General features: G+C 71.0%; 19 protein-coding genes and 1 pseudogene. 10 read left to right on the top strand and 10 right to left on the bottom strand.

The window, feature by feature from the left end:
• Positions 1-35 precede the first annotated feature (35 nt).
• The 5 genes from ACZ68L_RS34980 to ACZ68L_RS34960 all read right to left on the bottom strand — a co-directional run bounded on the left by ACZ68L_RS34980 (position 36) and on the right by ACZ68L_RS34960 (position 3,090).
• Positions 36-749, bottom strand: coding sequence for an SDR family NAD(P)-dependent oxidoreductase (locus ACZ68L_RS34980; RefSeq protein WP_469585433.1), 714 nt, complete (start codon positions 747-749; stop codon positions 36-38).
• 129 nt (positions 750-878) lie between these two features.
• Positions 879-1,895 (bottom strand): NAD(P)H-dependent flavin oxidoreductase, encoded by a 1,017-nt coding sequence (locus ACZ68L_RS34975; protein WP_469585430.1) that lies wholly within the window; start codon positions 1,893-1,895, stop codon positions 879-881.
• Positions 1,896-2,053: 158 nt separating this feature from the next.
• Entirely contained in the window at positions 2,054-2,296 is a 243-nt protein-coding gene (locus ACZ68L_RS34970; RefSeq protein WP_469585508.1) for a MarR family winged helix-turn-helix transcriptional regulator, read from the bottom strand.
• Positions 2,297-2,440: 144 nt separating this feature from the next.
• Positions 2,441-2,662 carry a DUF397 domain-containing protein gene (locus tag ACZ68L_RS34965; RefSeq protein WP_469585428.1) on the bottom strand — a complete coding sequence of 74 codons (222 nt, stop codon included), beginning with the start codon at positions 2,660-2,662 and terminating at the stop codon, positions 2,441-2,443.
• Between the two features lie 182 nt (positions 2,663-2,844).
• Entirely contained in the window at positions 2,845-3,090 is a 246-nt protein-coding gene (locus ACZ68L_RS34960; RefSeq protein ID WP_469585425.1) for a MerR family DNA-binding transcriptional regulator, read from the bottom strand.
• A gap of 142 nt (positions 3,091-3,232) precedes the next feature.
• Here ACZ68L_RS34960 and ACZ68L_RS34955 point away from each other — a divergent pair, with 142 nt between their 5' ends.
• Entirely contained in the window at positions 3,233-3,802 is a 570-nt protein-coding gene (locus ACZ68L_RS34955; RefSeq protein ID WP_469585422.1) for a putative immunity protein, read from the top strand.
• A pseudogene (locus tag ACZ68L_RS34950) lies at positions 3,799-4,310 on the top strand (putative immunity protein). The gene ACZ68L_RS34955 and the pseudogene ACZ68L_RS34950 overlap by 4 nt, the downstream one beginning before the upstream one ends.
• A 40-nt stretch (positions 4,311-4,350) precedes the next feature.
• On the opposite strand, the gene ACZ68L_RS34945 reads toward ACZ68L_RS34950, so the two are convergent.
• From ACZ68L_RS34945 to ACZ68L_RS34925, 5 genes are all read right to left on the bottom strand, one after another.
• On the bottom strand, positions 4,351-4,560 hold the full coding sequence (locus ACZ68L_RS34945) for a hypothetical protein (protein WP_469585420.1): 210 nt from the start codon (positions 4,558-4,560) through the stop codon (positions 4,351-4,353).
• A 128-nt stretch (positions 4,561-4,688) separates the two neighbouring features.
• On the bottom strand, positions 4,689-4,949 hold the full coding sequence (locus ACZ68L_RS34940; RefSeq protein WP_469585417.1) for a hypothetical protein: 261 nt from the start codon (positions 4,947-4,949) through the stop codon (positions 4,689-4,691).
• A gap of 304 nt (positions 4,950-5,253) precedes the next feature.
• A complete protein-coding gene (locus ACZ68L_RS34935) occupies positions 5,254-5,535 on the bottom strand; it encodes a hypothetical protein (RefSeq protein WP_469585415.1) in 282 nt (93 codons plus the stop codon).
• A 198-nt stretch (positions 5,536-5,733) separates the two neighbouring features.
• Complete coding sequence (locus tag ACZ68L_RS34930) at positions 5,734-7,068, bottom strand: hypothetical protein (protein ID WP_469585413.1); 1,335 nt, start codon at positions 7,066-7,068, stop codon at positions 5,734-5,736.
• Positions 7,058-9,361: a hypothetical protein gene (locus tag ACZ68L_RS34925; protein WP_469585410.1), complete on the bottom strand. Its 2,304-nt coding sequence runs from the start codon at positions 9,359-9,361 to the stop codon at positions 7,058-7,060. The genes ACZ68L_RS34930 and ACZ68L_RS34925 overlap by 11 nt, the downstream gene beginning before the upstream one ends.
• Before the next feature lie 766 nt (positions 9,362-10,127).
• On the opposite strand from ACZ68L_RS34925, the gene ACZ68L_RS34920 reads away from it, so the two are divergent.
• The 8 genes from ACZ68L_RS34920 to ACZ68L_RS34885 all read left to right on the top strand — a co-directional run bounded on the left by ACZ68L_RS34920 (position 10,128) and on the right by ACZ68L_RS34885 (position 15,438).
• The gene (locus ACZ68L_RS34920) at positions 10,128-10,721 is read left to right on the top strand and encodes a DUF6879 family protein (RefSeq protein WP_469585408.1); all 594 of its coding nucleotides are present in this window, start codon (positions 10,128-10,130) and stop codon (positions 10,719-10,721) included.
• On the top strand, positions 10,648-10,893 hold the full coding sequence (locus ACZ68L_RS34915; protein ID WP_469585406.1) for a DUF6879 family protein: 246 nt from the start codon (positions 10,648-10,650) through the stop codon (positions 10,891-10,893). The genes ACZ68L_RS34920 and ACZ68L_RS34915 overlap by 74 nt, the downstream gene beginning before the upstream one ends.
• Positions 10,881-11,090 (top strand): hypothetical protein, encoded by a 210-nt coding sequence (locus ACZ68L_RS34910; RefSeq protein WP_469585403.1) that lies wholly within the window; start codon positions 10,881-10,883, stop codon positions 11,088-11,090. The genes ACZ68L_RS34915 and ACZ68L_RS34910 overlap by 13 nt, the downstream gene beginning before the upstream one ends.
• A 382-nt stretch (positions 11,091-11,472) precedes the next feature.
• Complete coding sequence (locus ACZ68L_RS34905; protein WP_469585400.1) at positions 11,473-13,404, top strand: sensor histidine kinase; 1,932 nt, start codon at positions 11,473-11,475, stop codon at positions 13,402-13,404.
• 7 nt (positions 13,405-13,411) lie between these two features.
• Positions 13,412-13,846: a roadblock/LC7 domain-containing protein gene (locus ACZ68L_RS34900; RefSeq protein WP_361450544.1), complete on the top strand. Its 435-nt coding sequence runs from the start codon at positions 13,412-13,414 to the stop codon at positions 13,844-13,846.
• A 2-nt stretch (positions 13,847-13,848) separates the two neighbouring features.
• Positions 13,849-14,220 carry a DUF742 domain-containing protein gene (locus ACZ68L_RS34895; protein ID WP_469585397.1) on the top strand — a complete coding sequence of 124 codons (372 nt, stop codon included), beginning with the start codon at positions 13,849-13,851 and terminating at the stop codon, positions 14,218-14,220.
• Positions 14,198-14,854 carry a GTP-binding protein gene (locus ACZ68L_RS34890; RefSeq protein ID WP_469585394.1) on the top strand — a complete coding sequence of 219 codons (657 nt, stop codon included), beginning with the start codon at positions 14,198-14,200 and terminating at the stop codon, positions 14,852-14,854. The genes ACZ68L_RS34895 and ACZ68L_RS34890 overlap by 23 nt, the downstream gene beginning before the upstream one ends.
• Positions 14,851-15,438 carry a GAF domain-containing protein gene (locus tag ACZ68L_RS34885; protein WP_469585391.1) on the top strand — a complete coding sequence of 196 codons (588 nt, stop codon included), beginning with the start codon at positions 14,851-14,853 and terminating at the stop codon, positions 15,436-15,438. The genes ACZ68L_RS34890 and ACZ68L_RS34885 overlap by 4 nt, the downstream gene beginning before the upstream one ends.
• The last annotated feature ends 154 nt before the right edge of the window (positions 15,439-15,592 follow it).

The following is a 15,592-nucleotide window of genomic DNA, read 5'->3' as shown; positions in this document are numbered from 1 at the left end:
GCGGTCGGCGTTTCCGGCCCTTCGGCGGGACGGGGTCAATGGCCGGCGCTCTGCCCGCCGTCGACGTGGAGGATCTCGCCCGTGACGAAAGGGGCGTTGTCCAGGTAGATCACCGCGGCGACGATGTCGCTCGGCTCGCCCATGCGGCCGACGGGAACCAGTCCGCTCAGAGCCTCATGGGTCTCCTGCGGGTTCATCGGGGTCTTGATGATGCCCGGCGACACAGCGTTGACCCGGATGCCGTGCCTGGCGTACTCGATGGCCAGGGACTTGGTAGCGGACTGCAGGCCGCCTTTGGTCAACGAGGCCAGTACGGAAGGAACATGAGAGTCAGCGTGGTCGACCAGGCTGGAGGTGAGGCTGACGACGTGGCCGGAGCCCCGGGTGAGCATGTGCCCGATGGCCAGTTGGGTGAGGTGGAAGAAGCCGGCCACGTTCACGCCGACCACGGTGGCGAACTCGTCCCGGGTGTAGTCGGTGAAGGGTTTGGCGATGAAGATGCCTGCGTTGTTGACCAGCGTGTCGATGCGGCCGAACCGCTCCAAGCCCGCGGTGATGACGCGCTCGGCGGTCGCCGGGTCGCAGATGTCTCCCCGGACGGTGATCAGGTCCGGGTCCTGCGAGGCGGCGATGGTGCGCGAGGTGGCCACGACGCCGTGTCCGAGTTTGCGGTACGCGGCCACCAACTCGGCGCCGATGCCCTGCGACGCGCCCGTGATGACGGCGACCTTCTGGCCCTGAGTGCTCATGACGACCTTCCGGAACTGGGGTGCGTCGGCCGACCCGGACGGACGGCCGTTCGTACGGGAAGCCGGCGGCCGGCGGGGAAGGGGCAGGCGGGTGTCATGGCCCGCCCCGTCGCCGGGCGGCCCCCGGCCTCAGCGCTGCTGCCGGGTCAGGACGCGTTCGGCCTGTTCCATCACCTCACGGACGATGTCCCCGGCGGGCCGGATGTCGTGCACGAGGCCGACTCCCTGCCCCATCAGCCAGGGCATCTCCTCCCAGTCGGCCTCGGTCGCGGGCACGGGCGGCAGCACGTTGAACTTGCGCAGCACGGTCTCTTCTCCCTGGAAGACCGTGGTACCGATCTGTTCCAGGTTGTCACGGACGGTCGGCACCTCGGCCAGCCGGTCGTCCCACTCGGACACCACGCGGTCGTGCTGCACCCGCATCGGGTTGAACTCCGGCCACTCAGGCCCGAAGATCCCGGTGCGTACGGTGTCCTCGCCCAGCGCAGCAACGAGGCGGCGGTGGTGCTCGGGATGGACCTGCGCCTCGCGCGAGGCGACCAGGCGGGTACCTACCCACACACCGTCGGCGCCCAGGCACAGGGCCGCGGCGACCTGACGCCCGTCGGTGATCCCGCCCGCGGCGAGGACCAGGGCCCTGTCTCCCACCGCGTCCACGACGGCGGGAACACCGACCATGGTGGGCAGGCCGCCGTAGTTGTGCCCGCCGGCCTCCCAGCCCTGGGCGACCACGACCTCCACGCCGTCGTCGACGGCTCGTTCTGCCGCTTCGGCGGAGCCGACCTGCTCCCACACCGAGATCCCGGCCTCGCGCAACTGCTGGAGCTGGCCGACCGGCGGGTGGCCCCAGTGGAAGGAGACGATCGGCACCTGCTCCTCGACGCAGACGCGCACGAGCTCGGTGTTATCGAAGTACGTGATCAGGTTGATGTGGAACGGGGCTCCGCCCGCCCTCTTCCTGATCTCCCGGATCGCCTGCCGGAGCCTGTCCGGAGGCAGCAGCCCGGCACCCACCGCACCGACACCACCCGCTCGTGAAACGGCCACCGCCAGTTCTGCGGTACCACCCGCGAAGGCCATTCCGGCACAGACGAACGGATACGGGACCGCGAACCTCTCAGTGAACCTGGTGGACAGTACACTCATGCCGGCTTCCTCTCGGAACGGTGCCTTCAGGGGCGGGTATGCAGTAGATCCGTGGTGCATGCGCTACCGGCGTACACGGTGGTGACGGTATGCGCCGACAGGACGGACGGGAAGACCGAGGTGTCGGCGCCCCCAGACTAGGCCGACCGGGCCGGGAATCACCTGGGTTCACCTTCGGAGGTCGCGACACGTTGGAGTGCGGCCGTGAGTTGAGCGAGGTCCTGGCCGCTGAAGTGGTCGACGAGGTGCCGTCGCACGCTGACCAGAAACGCCGGCCAGGCCTGTTGGAGGCGGGCGAGGCCAGTGTCGGTCAGGACGGCGTTCCAACCGCGCCCGCCCTCAGTGCACTTGGTGCGTTCGACCCAGCCGTGCTTCTCCAGCCGGGTGACGACGCGGGTCAGCGGACGCAGGCTTCTCTGAACTACCGGCTGCGGCTTGGAGGCCGTATTCGATGGGCCGGGTGGGTCGGGAGCGAATCAGCGCACCAGAGGCCGATTGTTCAGCCCGGGTGCCGGACTCGGCGGGTCCGGCACCCGGGCTGCTGGTCAGCCTTGGAGCTCGCCCGCCTGGATTCCCTGGCGGAACGCGGACCATTCGGCTGCAGTGAAGCACAGCGGCTCGCGGCCCGGGTTCTTCGAGTCCCGCAGCGCGACCGCCCCGCCGGGCAGACGCGCAACCTCAACACACCCGGACCCATCGCCGCTGAAGGTCGACTTGACCCAAGCAGCCTCGGAAAGATCCAACGAATAGAGATCAGCTTTTTCCATGGGCTCCTCCTTGTGGCAGGGTGATGGCTGCTCGAAGCACTACCCGCCTGCAGCGGCGCATACCGGCCAACCCCACGCTGGCTTCTCGGAACTTGGCCGCCACGCTGTCCGTGCTGATGGCACTCTTTGAAAACGGCCACCGCCGATCGGGAGTTGTTGTGACTGATTCCCAATCGTCGTTGTCAAGCAGTCGGAGTGTGGTGCGGGGGCGAGCTCGCGGTCAGGGACGTGCGCCCGATGATCCTCTGCGCGCTGGTCGAGTAGCCGAAGGCAGGGACGAGCGCCAGGTAGGCCGCGAGGCCGGCGGCATGAGTGGCGGTGTAGTCCCGGTACCCCGTCCGGCGGCGGTGGGCCGACGGGATGGTGCCGGCGTCCTCGTAGTTGCGGACCGCCTGCGTGGACAGGCCATGGCGACGAGCCAGGTCCACGGGCCGCATGTGACCTCCGATTGAGGGTTCCGACGCGGGTGAGCGGAGGATTCGTCGCAGAGTCTCCCCCGAGCGTTCAAGGGTACGATCCAGGGACATGACACAGAGTACGCACACCGTGTCCGGAGACTTCGATCTGACGATGGACGAACTGCGCGTCGTGGCACGTTACGTGGTTCGGCACGCAGAGGACGTCCTGTCGGTCTTTGAACAGGCTGTTCCCGGTGATCTGCGCCCCCGTGCGGCGATCGACGCGGCCTCGACGTTCATCAACGGTGCCAACAGGACGAAATTGCAGCGCGTCACTTCCCTCGACGCTCATCGAGCCGCCCGGTCCGCACCCTCCGAAGCCGCGCGACTGGCCGCGCGATCCGCCGGTGACGCCGCATCGGCCGCATACTTGCACCCCATCGCCCAGGTCGGCCAGGTCGGCCACATCCTGCGGGCCTGCGCGAGCGCTGCGCGCATCGGGGAGATGGAGGCAGGCGGTGATCCCGCGATCGGGGATGCCCTGCTGGAACGATCGCGGCAGCGTGCGACACCGGTGCTCATCGATGTGCTCTGCCGCTACCCGCCCGCGACAGGCGACAGCAGTCGTGTCGCCCGGCTAATGAGCACTCTGGATCATTCCCTGCGCCAGGCAGCTGACCGGCCGCCAGGGCACACCGCAGCGAGCGGCGCCGATGTGCGCAGGGGGGAGTGCACGTCGTGATCCTCCCGAAGGTCCGCGACCCTCGCTTCGTGACGATCCGCCGTGGTGGGACTCTCACTGATCGGATCACCGTCTCCTCGTTCTATGGGCTGCCTCGTGTGCAGAGCACGTCCTTGGCTTCTTCGAGTCGGCCCGGCCCGGGACCCGCGACCGCGCCAGGCGATCGAGCATGCCCGGGCCTGGGTGCGTGGCGAGGTCAAGATGATGCAGGCTCGCGCGGTGGGCGGCCATGCGATGGGGGCAGCCAGAGACCTGCGTGGGCCAGCGCGGCATGCCGCGTACGCCGCCGGCCAGGCCTGGGCCGTCGCCCACGTTGCCGCGCACGAGCTCGGCGCGGCCGTACGCGATCAAGGCCGCACGTGCAGCGGCACCGGAAGACGAGAGCGAGACCGCGGTACGACTCGAGTGCCAGTGGCAGCGCAATCAGCTCCCGGAGGCGATCCGCGAACTCGTACTTGATGACCAGCGGCTGCGCAACGACATCTGCTGGTCGGTGTTCGACCGTTGAAGCCGAACCATGCACGGCCCCTCATGGTTGGCCCAATCGGTCAGACCCTGCCTTGATGCCGGCGCTTGGACGGGAAGCCGGTGCCGCAGCCCACGTCCAGCACGCTGCCCGGCGTGGCCGGCAGCCAGGAGGTCAGGTGGGTGGCGGTTGCGGTGCGGGTGTGCTCGGTGGTGAGTCCGTGGTCGGGCTCGTCGTCAAAGGCGTCGGCGGCGGCGTCCCAGTGGGCGCTGATGGCAGCGGAGTTCGTCATACACGTGATGCTTTCAGTGACCACTGACAGCTAGTCAGATCCCGTGCGCTGGACGTGTGGTGTGGTGGTCGAGGGCGGCGTGCGGATCGCCTTCGGGGGCACGTCAGTGAGGCCTCCGCCCCGCACAGCTATGGACGTGCGGTGAACTGCCCGTCAGGGCGTTTGTGCAGCCAGCCGCGGTCGGTGAGCTCGGTCATTTTCGCCCGCAAAGGTTCCAGCTTGCCGCGCACCGAGGCGTCCAGCCGCAGCCGCTCGCCGACCGCCCGGACCTGCACCGTGCCGTCGGCCTCCCGCACGATCGCCAGGATCTTGCGGTAGTCGCCGGGCAGCGCGCCCTCGTGGGCCGCGTCGCTGCGGTGCGGGATGAGCAGGACTGTCCGCCCGGCCACCTCCGCCGATACCGGAGCGACAGCCCCGGCTTCGGCCCAGGGCCTGTTCGGCCAGGCGGTTCAACACCCGCTCCACGATCGCCAGTTCACCCCGCACGGCCTGGACCTCCTGGATGTTCTTGGCCAACTCCTCGGCGAGAGCGTCCAGTTCGCTCCGGCGGACGGTGATCCACTGCCGCTCCTGCATCCCCCGCGGCCTCCCGCGTTCTCACGGCGTGTCGACCTGCTGACGGATCGTAGGCGGGGGCCGGTCGTGGGCGCAGCCGAACCCGGCATCCCGCCGGAGCCGGACCCGCCCGATGATCTACGTCATGGTCATCGGCCGCCGACCGGCACGAGTATCCAACTCGCCATTCACACCAGACCTGTGGCCTGCGACTTCACGATGCACCCGCTCAATGGTAAAGACGCGCTCGACGTACCAGGTTTCCGCGTCTTCCTCCGGCAGGTCCAGGTGCGCCGCGATGTCCGGGTCCGGCCTGACCGAGCGGTGGTGCCAGTGGGACAGGCCGGGTTCGTGTCCCGCGTTCTTGATGATCTCTTCGACGGGGATGACGTCGGTGACGCTGAAGGACGTCGGCGGCACGGGGGGCGAGAACGATCGTGCCCACGCCCCAGCGCCGCTCAACGAGCCCCTCTGAGACCAGGAGAGCCACGGCCTCGCGGACGGTGTTGCGTTGCCCTGTTCAACCCCCTTGACGTGCCGCTTCCCAGCCAAACGCAACGGCGTTGCCCGCACAACTCCTCCGTCCCACGCCCCACTGCCAAGTCCTCGGGCTCGGGCTCAGCCCTTGGCCGCGCCGTGCTCCTCGGACTGGTGCTGCCGGGCGCGGCTGAACTCGCCGGTGCCGACCCGGGCGGCAAGGGTGTCGTCGGGGCCGGACAGCAGAGAGCCGTAGCCGGCGGCAGCCCACAGGCTGCGTTCGGCGGGCACCTCGAAGTAGGGGACGGTGCGACCCCGGTCACGGACCGCCAGCACCTGCGGCGCGCGGCGGGTGCGCAGGGCCTGGCCGCAGTCCTCGCAGACCGCGACGTCGGCCCGCTCCCGGCGGCCGAGCGGGCGCCAGGTGGTCCGGCGGACGGCGGTGCCGTGCCGGGGGTCGAAGAAGCACAGCGGGAGTCCGGGTGCCGGGTGCAGGGCGGAGCGTCCCTCGGCTACCAGGGCCAGCACTCCGACCAGGTCGGGCAGGCCCCGTGCGGCGTCCAGCACCCGGCCGGCCGCGTCGTAGGCGTCCAGGGCCCGGCTCAGGCCCGGGGTGGCGGCGCCGTCGGCGTGCTCCACGGCCTCGCCGAGAGCGAGCAGCTCGTCGGCGGCCCGGCGGCGCAGCCCCGCCTCGTCGGCGGCCTGCTCGGCGGCGAAGACGGCGTCGGGGAAGGTGAAGGCGGTGTGCCGGGGCGAGCGGCGGCGTACCAGGAAGGCGGCGCCGACGGCGGCGAGGACGAGCACCGCGGCGATCGCGAGCAGGGTCCCGACGCCGCCGGAGGAGGAGCCGGAGGCGTTCTCCTCGGCCTGGGGGCGGGCCGAGTGCTCCTTGTCGATCCTGGCGGTCTCGGCCTTGTAGACCTCGGTTCCGTTGCCGGCCTTGACCAGTTCCACGGCCTTGCCGACCCGGGCGGCCAGTCCGGCGTCGTCGAGTCCCTGGAGGAAGCCGACGACGGAGGCGGCGTCGCGGGTCTGATGGGCGTCGGTGGGCCACTCGGTGCCGATGAGCCACTTCCCGTACGCGTCGTTGGTGATCAGGATCAGCTGCTGCAGGTCGAGCCGTTCCTTGAGCACCGCGGCGAGGGTGCGGGGGTCTCCGTCGAAGGCGTCGCCCTTCTTCAGCGGCACCAACACCACTTTGACCGGCAGGCCGGTCGCGTCGATCTGGTCGACCAAGGCCTGCTGCTGGGAGGGGTTGACGGCGGCCGCGTAGGACGGGTCGACGTAGACGGGGTCGGTGGCCAGCGCCTCGGCGATCGTCGTGGCGCTCGGCCCGGTCCCCGCGGTCTCCGCCCGGGCGGGGGCGCCCGTGCCGAGCAGTGCCGTACAGGCCAGCAGCAGGGCGGCGAGCAGTCCGGCGGCGAGGCCGCGGAAGGCGCCTGTCGGGCGGTCATTGGTCAGTCGGTCACTGGACACTGGCGGACTCCCGGGCCCTGAGGATGAGTGCTTCGAGCCCTTTACGGGCGGCCGGCAGGACCTGCCCGGCCTCGTCCCAGGCGGTCCGGGTGCGCCCGTCCGCCCCGGGCAGGCGCAGCAGCCGTTCGGCGGCCTCCCGTTCTCGGGCGGCCGGTTCGGCGCCGCCGCCACGGAGGGCGTTCCGGCAGGCGGGGCACAGCTGCGCGGACCTGGGGCCGATGCCGCGGTCGGCGAGCCACGCCGGGACCTTGCCGCCGGTGGCCTCACCGTGCAGCGGGTTGAGCCGGCAGAGGGCGGGGTGGAGGTGTCCCCGGAGGGCGGCGAGTCCGGCCTGGGCGAGTACCGCGACGGCGGCCAGGTCGCCCGCCTCGGCGGCCTGGTCCGGGCGCTCGTCGCCGGTTTCGGCCAGCAGTTCGGCGGCGTCCAGGCAGTCCCAGGCGCGGGTGCGGCCGGGCGCGTCCTGGCCGGCGGCGGCCAGCAGCCCGGCGAGTTCGCGGACGTCGGCGGCGGCCCAGGCGCGAAGTTGCCGGACGGACGGCAGCGCGGTGGCGTGTCGGGGCCCGGAGCGCTGCGGCGGCGAGGGGTTGGCCGCGCGGGTGCGGCGGGATTCCAGCACGGCCCGCGTGATGGCGATCAACAGCCAGGCGATCAGCAGCAGGGCGCCCAGCAGCATGGTGCCGAGCATGATTCCGGGGCCGAAGTCGCTGCTGAACAGTCCGGGCAGCCGGTTGTCGTGCAGCGGGGGCAGTTCGGTGTCGCGGGTGGCGGGGTCGTCGCCCTCGCGCGGCTGGTCGGCGGCGATGGCGTCCAGGGTCTGGTCGAGGCGCCGCATCACCTGCAGGTCGCCGTCTTTGCGGTACTCCGGGTAGCGGACGATGGACGGCAGGCGCATGAAGTGGCGCGCGGCGTCCTGGTCGGTGCCGAAGGTGTCCAGGTCGATCCGCCCGGACATCGGGTCGATCAGTACGTAGACACCGTTCCGGCCGGTGTGTTGGTGGACCCGGGCGAGCAGGGTGCTGCTGTCGCCGCCGCTCTCGTCGTCGCTGCCGGTCGGCGTGACCAGCACGTGCACCGGGCCCTTGGGCGCGAGTTCGGCGATCCGCTGCCGGACCACGGGCAGGTCGGCGGTGGTCAGCACATCCGCCGTGGACGGGTCCTGGTAGACCGGTCCGGCGGCGAGCCCCGCGGCGACCTCCTTCACCCGGGCGTCCAGGTCGCCCCGGGTGACGTTGAGGTACGGGCTGTCGATGGTCTGCGGGAAGACGGTGGGTGCTGCCTGCACCACGGCGATCGCGGCGGCCACCGTCGCCACCACCGTCACCGGCAGTACGCCGCGTCGGCGGACGGCGGGCCAGCTGGTGCGGGCCGGGGCCTTCTGCTGCGCCGCGGCCACGCCGGACCCCCTGCCGGATCCCTTGCCCGAGCCCTTGTCCCGGTGCTCGTCGGATTCCTTGCCCGGGCCCTTGCCGGATCCCTTGTCCAGGATGACGGCCGGGGACTTGGCCCGGGCGACGGCCGGGGTCTTCGAGCCGGCGGCCTCCTTCTTCCCGGTCGGCTGCGGCCGGTCGGAACGGCGGCGGGAGAGCCGGATGCCGAGGGCCAGCACCAGGCCCGGGATCACCACCACGGCCAGGCCGAGCAGCAGGTTCTGGTTCTGCCGATCGGTGGAGCTGATGTACAGGGTGGGCTTGCCGTCCTTGCGATAGCGGTCGTACAACTCGTCGGCCCTGGCGGCTGCCCGGTCATGGCCGGAGGCGATCGCGTCGACGAAGGACTCGAACGCGGCGAGTGGGCCGGCCCCGTACGGGGTGCCGTACAGGGCGATGCGGCGGGCCTCCTCGACCGGGACCTCGACGCCGAACGCGGACGCGGTGATGCTGCCATAGTCGTCGATCAGCACGTACAGGCCGTTCTCGCCGAGCCGGTCGTGCACCAGGCCGAGCAGCGTGGCGTCGCCCGCAGGCAGCGCCAGCACGTAGGTGGGCACGCCGGTGCGCTCGGCGAGGGCGGCGATGTCCGGGGCGAGCGAGCGCGGCAGTTTGCGGGGACGGTCGGCGGAGACGTAGACCGGGTTCTTACGCAGTTCCTCGGCCAGGCGCTCGGACTGGGTTGAGCCGTCGGCCGGTTGGCCGGCCGGCGCGGCGGTGGCGATCGCCGTGGGCGTTGCCGCGGCGCCCGGGTCGGCCGCGACGGCCGTTCCGGCGCTGCCGAGCAGTACGAGGGCCGCGAGCGCCGTGCCCGCCCGGGACCCGAACGTCCTGGTCCGTCTCTGTATCCCTGACAGCGTCCGCATCGGCGCCCTCCCGGTGGTTCGGCCGGTCACTTTACCCGCACTCGTTCCCGACGAGTCCGGACACCTGCCGATCCGGAGGGGTGGGACCGGGTGCGGCGGCATCGAGCACGGGCGCGGCCGGGCGGAGGGACGAGGGGCCGGGACTCCGGCGTCGCCCCTCGTCCGTCCGTCCGGCCGCACCGATCCGCACCGCCGGATCGCGGGACGGCCGCACTCTGCGGCGTACGGCGCTGATCGCGTCACCGGTCAGGTGACCGGGGCGCGGGCGCGTCCCCCTGGATGTGACCGCAACCGAAATGGCCCCCGGCCCCCACTCCTTCGCTACCCGCTCGTCTCGTCTGGCGCGGCCCGTTGACGTTGGCGGGTGGGTGAGTTGAGGTGTGGGGTGGGCTGGGGTGTTGCAGATCGAGTGAGAACGGGTTGTGGTGTTTTGTGGCCTGGTGGCAGGCTTGCTGACCTGGGGTTGTGTCAACTTCGTTGAGACAGGGTGTGGATGGTCGCAGATAGTTTCTGCGTCTCATGGCACCCGCTGTGTTTTTTGCTGGTCAGAAGCGTTTTTCCTGGTCAGCGTGGGGTGGATTCCCACTTGTTCCGGTGGTGGGTTTCAGCGAGGTGATCAATACGGATCCGGTCGAGGCTGGTCTTCGTGATCCGTTCGCTGCTGTCACAGATCGCGGTGATCGCGGCCTGGGGTAGGAGCCGGGTCAGACTCCCGATCCGGCCCGCGGTCCGCTGGTGAAGGTAGGACGGGGAGGGTTCCTACTCGGTGCGCGCGGAGATCGAGCGCAGCTTCCACGGCCGTGATCAGCTCCTTGAACGGCTCGTGCTTCCCGAGCTGCGCCGGGAACGTACCGCACTCCACCAGGCCCGCGCGTGCGGCGAGCTGGGCCCCCGCACACCGCTGAACAAGGCGGTCGTGGTGACGTCGATGCCCGCGTACACGAACTGGTACTACAGGGCAAGGCCGTCGACGCGGCCACCCGTGGTGCCTGCGGCCAGGACAGCCCGCCCGTGGACGACGAGACCATCATCCGCATCCTGGCCCGGGCGGTGCCGCAGATCAGGAAGGCGTGCGATACCGCAGAAGCCGCTGGGACCCAGTTTTGAGGACCTGCTCGACTCCGCCCAGCAGCACGCCCTGCACCTGGAACTGCGTGACGTCTACGCCTTGGGGGACGAACAGGAGGTCTACGACACCTTCCTGAGCAACGGAAGCGTGCCCGCGGACGACTCCACGTTCTGGAGCGGATGGCTGCCGCTGGTGGAGCGGGCCATTTGCCCGCGGGGTGAAGGTCCTGCGGGCCCGGGTCGTGTCCAAGCCCGTCACCGACTACATCCGGTTCGAGCACGCCATCACTGACGCCAACCTCCGTGCAGGCGAACAGGCCGCCGTCGTAGGGGGCACCGTTCGGCCAGGTGTAGGCGGCTTCGGTAGTGGTGCAGCGCATCCGGAGGTCAGGGCCCGTCCAAGGCGCGCCCTGCTGGGCCTGGGCGGCGGCGTCGACGGCGTCTGCCGACCGTGCACGCGGTAGTTCGCAAGGCCGTCCGCGACGTCCGCACCGCCCCGCCACTCGCGGCCGCCGATCCGCCGGCGGACCCCACGCTCGCCGCGCTGCGCACCGTCGTCGACGACCTCGCCGCCACCATGCAGTCGCCCTGGCCTACCTGTCCGCCACCGCGGCTGCCGACGTCCTCGCTCTGCTGTGCGAGCAAATCGGCAGCCCCTTGAGCATGGCCTCGCCGCCCGCCGCTACGCGATGTCCGGCGACCGCCGCGCCAGGGTCGCCGTCCGGCTCACGACCGGACGGGCCTGGCCGTTCCATGTGCTCAGGAGCTCGCCGCCGTAGGCCGTTCGAGTGTCCGCCGGCCAGGCGTCATGCGGAGTTTTCGGTCGACTGTGCGATAGCTCATACCAGAGTGGGACGGATGGCGGGCAAGTTCGACAACTGCCCGTCGCGCATACGTGATGGACGACTACCGTGTGTGCTCGGTGATCAGCGGTGGGCTCATGACTGCCTAGCCTGCCCGACCGATGAACCGAGCCTGACCGACCACCGTAGGTGCCACCACATGAACGCCGATTCCTGGTGCCCCACGTACCGAGGACACTGATGTCTCAACTTCGCGCACCCGAAGCGCGACCGGAACGCCGAGAGGGCGGACGGCACGGCCGACCCGGTGCCCGTTCCCACTCGGCCACGGCCAGGCCGCGCGCCACCCAGCCATCCCCCGAGGCGCGTATACGCCCCCAGGTTCTGCGCACGGCGGTGCTGCCGACCGTCGCCGCCGTGCTGAGCGGCGCCGCGGCGGTCATCTTCACCGTCCGCACCACCGGCGCGCGGCCGACGACGGAACTGTGGAGCGCCCTGGGCGTGGCCGGCGCACTGGCCCTCGCCGCCGTACTGTCCGCGTACCTCGCCGCCAATCGCGTCGCGACCACCGTCTTCGGTCGCTGTCTGGCGCTGCGCCGGGCCAGCGCGCTGGGCCAGGCCGAACTGCAGCGGGTGGTGGAACAGCTCCGCAACGGCGAGCCCGTGCCCGCACGACGGCCCGCGCCGCCCGCCGCCCCCGGCAGCGACGCCTTCGATCTGCTCGCACAGGAACTCGGCCGCCAGCAGGAGGCCGCCGTGGCCGCGGTCGTGCAGGCGTCCCGGCCCCCCGATCACACCGGCGAGGAACAGAAGGTCGAGGTCTTCGTCAACCTCGCCCGCCGCCTGCAGTCACTGGTGCATCGCGAGATCCAACTGCTCGACGAGCTGGAGCACGAGGTCGAGGACCCCGATCTGCTCAAGGGCCTCTTCCAGGTCGACCATCTCGCCACCCGTATCCGTCGGCACGCCGAGAACCTCGCCGTGCTCGGGGGCGCCGTCTCGCGGCGGCAGTGGAGCAACCCGGTCACCATGACCGAGGTCCTGCGCTCGGCGATCGCCGAGGTCGAGCAGTACCCACGGGTCAAACTCGTACCCCCGATCGACGGCACACTGCGCGGTCACGCCGTGGCCGATGTGATCCATCTGCTGGCCGAACTGGTGGAGAACGCCACCGTGTTCTCCGCCCCGCACACCCAAGTGCTGCTGCGTGCCCAGCAGGTCACCGCCGGGCTGGCGCTCGAGGTCGAGGACCGGGGCCTCGGCCTGCCCGGCGACGAGCAGAAGCGGATGAACGCCCTGCTGACCGACCCCGACCGGGTCAGTGTGGCCCGTCTCCTGCAGGACGGCCGGATCGGCCTGTTCGTCGTCGCGTCGCTCGCCCGACGACACGGCATCGCGGTCCGACTGCAGAGCAACATCTACGGAGGCACACAGGCCGTACTCGTCCTCCCGCAGTGCCTGCTGGGCGCGGACGCCCCGGCGGGGAGTGCCGCGGCTCCGGTCCCGCCCCCGGGACCCGTGCACCGCCCACCCGCCGAGGACGACACCGGCAGCCACCGCAGGCCGGACCCGAGCCTGAGCCCCCGCCCGGCACCCGGTCCGCAGGCCGGAACCGACCGGCAGCCCTACGTCCCCAGTCAGTCGCCTCGCCTGCATCAGCCACCCCAGCAGGCGCGACGCCAGGACGAAGCCCCACCGCTTCCCCTGCGCGCCGAGCGCCTCGACCGTCCGACCCCGGCCGAGGCCCGACCCGGAATCCGGCGCACGGACGACGCACCCGCGCCGCTCCACTCCGAGCCCGGCGTCGTGCGCGGCACCACGGGCCGGCCGCAACTCCCCAGGCGCGCCCATCAGGAGCATCTGGTTCCGCAGCTCAGAGAGGCACCGGCCCCACGCGCCGAGGGCGAACAAGCCCTGCACGACCCGGGTCTCATGGCGGCCTTCCGGCGGGGCATCGAACTGGCCGAGGCCCGCACCGAGTCCGAGACGGACACCGACCCGGCCCCGGACACGCACCACGAACCGGCGCCTTCGCAGGCCTGGCGGCCCCAGGTCCCGCTGCCGGTCCGGGGACGGAGGGCGACCGTCGCCCCGTACCACCAGGCCCCTGTTCCAGGGCCGGGCGCGGTCCCGGCCACCGACCCTCTCGAAGCGAACACCTCCAAGGAGTAGATGCACCATGGCGACCGATATGCCGTCCGGTCAGGTCTCGGACCTCGACTGGCTGCTGAGCGGACTGGTCCAGCGCGTGCCGTACACACGCAGCGCAGTCCTCCTCTCCGCCGACGGACTGGTGAAGTCCCTCCATGGCATGGACGCCGACAGCGCCGATCACATGGCGGCGCTGGCCGCGGGCCTGTACTCACTCGGCCGCAGCGCCGGCGCGCGCTTCGGCGACAGCGGCGACGTACGCCAGGTGGTGGTCGAGCTCGACTCGACGCTGCTGTTCGTCTCCACCGCGGGGTCGGGCACCTGCCTCGCCGTACTCGCCGGCCGGGAGGCGGACCCGGCGGTGCTCGGCTACGAGATGACCATGTTGGTCAAGAGCGTCCGGCCCTACCTGATGACTCCGGCGAGACAAGCGGCCGGGGCCCCGAGTCCCACGGGACTTTGAGGGTGTCGGTCCCACAGGACGTGCCGTTGCTCGACGACGCGGCCGGCCGGCTCATCCGCCCGTACACCGTGAGCAACGGCCGCACCCGTCCGACGACCGTGCTCGACCTGCTCTCCCTGGTGATGGCCACGGGGACCGAGCCGCAGACGCATCTGGGTCCCGAGCACTCCGTGGCGTTGGGGCTGTGCGGCGGTCCCACCTCCGTGGCCGAGATCGCCGCCCATCTACGGCTGCCCGCGGTCGTCACCAAGGTGCTCGTATCCGACCTGGTGGACTGCGGGGCGGTCACCGCGCATGCGCCCGCCTTCCATGACATGCCCACCGACCGATCCCTGCTGGAGGCAGTGCTCGATGGCCTACGACGACAGCTATGACTCCGGCAGCACCTACGACTCCGGTGGCAGCGAAGGATCGGCCGGCTGCGAAGGCTTTCCCGTCGCGCTCAAGGTGCTGGTGGCAGGGGGGTTCGGCGTCGGCAAGACGACGTTCGTCGGCGCGGTCAGTGAGATCGCGCCACTGAGCACGGAAGAGTTGCTGACCCAGGTCAGCGCGGCGACCGACAGTCTCGACGGCATCGAGTCCAAGACCTCCACCACCGTGGCCATGGACTTCGGCCGCATCACGCTCGACGAGCAGCATGTCCTCTATCTGTTCGGGACCCCCGGCCAGGAACGCTTCTGGTTCATGTGGGACGAGCTCTCCCAGGGCGCGCTCGGAGCGGTGGTGATCGCGGACACCCGCAGGCTCGCGGAGTGCTTCGCCGCCGTCGACTTCTTCGAGCGGCGCGGCATCGGATTCATCGTCGCGGTCAACGAGTTCGACGGCGCCTTCCGCTACGCGCCCGAGGAGGTGCGGGCCGCACTCGATCTGGGGGCGGACGTGCCGGTCGTGCTCTGCGACGCCCGGATCGCCAGCTCCGGCACCGGGGCACTGGTCACGCTGGTCCAGCACCTGATCAACGCCACCTCCGCACCGGCCCCGATGTCCGGCTTCGGAGCCCACCCATGACCCGACACGTCGCCGACCGGCTGCTGCTCACACCCGTCGACCGCGAGGCCCGCGTCCGTACGCAGCGGCTGCGGACCCTGGGCCTCGGGGAACGCACCGACGCCTCCTTCGACAACTTCGACGCCTTCGCCGACCGCGTGGCCGAAGTGACCGAAGTGCCCTTCTCGATGGTCAACTTCATCGACGGAAACCGGCAGTTCTTCGCCGGACTGCACACCCCGGCCGGCGCGAACAAGGGCTCCGACCTGGGAGCCACGGCCGCGGCCAGTGGCCGTGGCGCCCGGTATGTGGCCCTGGACCGCGGCTACTGCCCGCATGTCGTCGTACGGCGCAAGGCGCTTGTCCTGGAGGACGTCTGCGACTACCCGAGGTTCGCCGGAAACCCGGTGGTCGACGAAATAGGTATCCGTTCCTACCTCGGCGCGCCCCTCATCGACCGCACGGGCGTCGTGCTGGGCGCCGTCTGCGCGGTCGACACCGTGCCCCGGCCGTGGGGCAGGGCGGGGCTGGACACGATCAAGTCCCTGGCGCAGGAACTCGTCGGGCACATCGATCAGCGAGAGGGCAACAGCCTCATTTTCTGAGACGCGGGCCGGACGGCCCGGTGCGCGAGCGGACGCCGGCCACGAGCGGCGTGCGGGATGGCGTGACCTGGGCCCGGGAGCGTCGGCGTGGCGTGGCATCGACCACGGCCCGCCGTCGACCGGCCTCAGGAATCGACCGGCCTCAGGGCTCGAT

Source organism: Streptomyces sp. NPDC104309 (assembly GCF_055584025.1).
This window is presented reverse-complemented; position numbering and strand designations above follow the sequence as displayed.

Excerpts from the sequence above, each read along its gene's own strand:
- ACZ68L_RS34965 (WP_469585428.1), bottom strand. The coding sequence starts at position 2,662 with ATGGAAAAAGCTGATCTCTATTCGTTGGATCTTTCCGAGGCTGCTTGG.
- ACZ68L_RS34905 (WP_469585400.1), top strand. The coding sequence starts at position 11,473 with ATGTCTCAACTTCGCGCACCCGAAGCGCGACCGGAACGCCGAGAGGGC.
- ACZ68L_RS34925 (WP_469585410.1), bottom strand. The coding sequence starts at position 9,361 with ATGCGGACGCTGTCAGGGATACAGAGACGGACCAGGACGTTCGGGTCC.
- ACZ68L_RS34885 (WP_469585391.1), top strand. The coding sequence starts at position 14,851 with ATGACCCGACACGTCGCCGACCGGCTGCTGCTCACACCCGTCGACCGC.
- ACZ68L_RS34890 (WP_469585394.1), top strand. The coding sequence starts at position 14,198 with ATGGCCTACGACGACAGCTATGACTCCGGCAGCACCTACGACTCCGGT.
- ACZ68L_RS34945 (WP_469585420.1), bottom strand. The coding sequence starts at position 4,560 with ATGACGAACTCCGCTGCCATCAGCGCCCACTGGGACGCCGCCGCCGAC.
- ACZ68L_RS34980 (WP_469585433.1), bottom strand. The coding sequence starts at position 749 with ATGAGCACTCAGGGCCAGAAGGTCGCCGTCATCACGGGCGCGTCGCAG.
- ACZ68L_RS34975 (WP_469585430.1), bottom strand. The coding sequence starts at position 1,895 with ATGAGTGTACTGTCCACCAGGTTCACTGAGAGGTTCGCGGTCCCGTAT.
- ACZ68L_RS34955 (WP_469585422.1), top strand. The coding sequence starts at position 3,233 with ATGGACGAACTGCGCGTCGTGGCACGTTACGTGGTTCGGCACGCAGAG.
- ACZ68L_RS34900 (WP_361450544.1), top strand. The coding sequence starts at position 13,412 with ATGGCGACCGATATGCCGTCCGGTCAGGTCTCGGACCTCGACTGGCTG.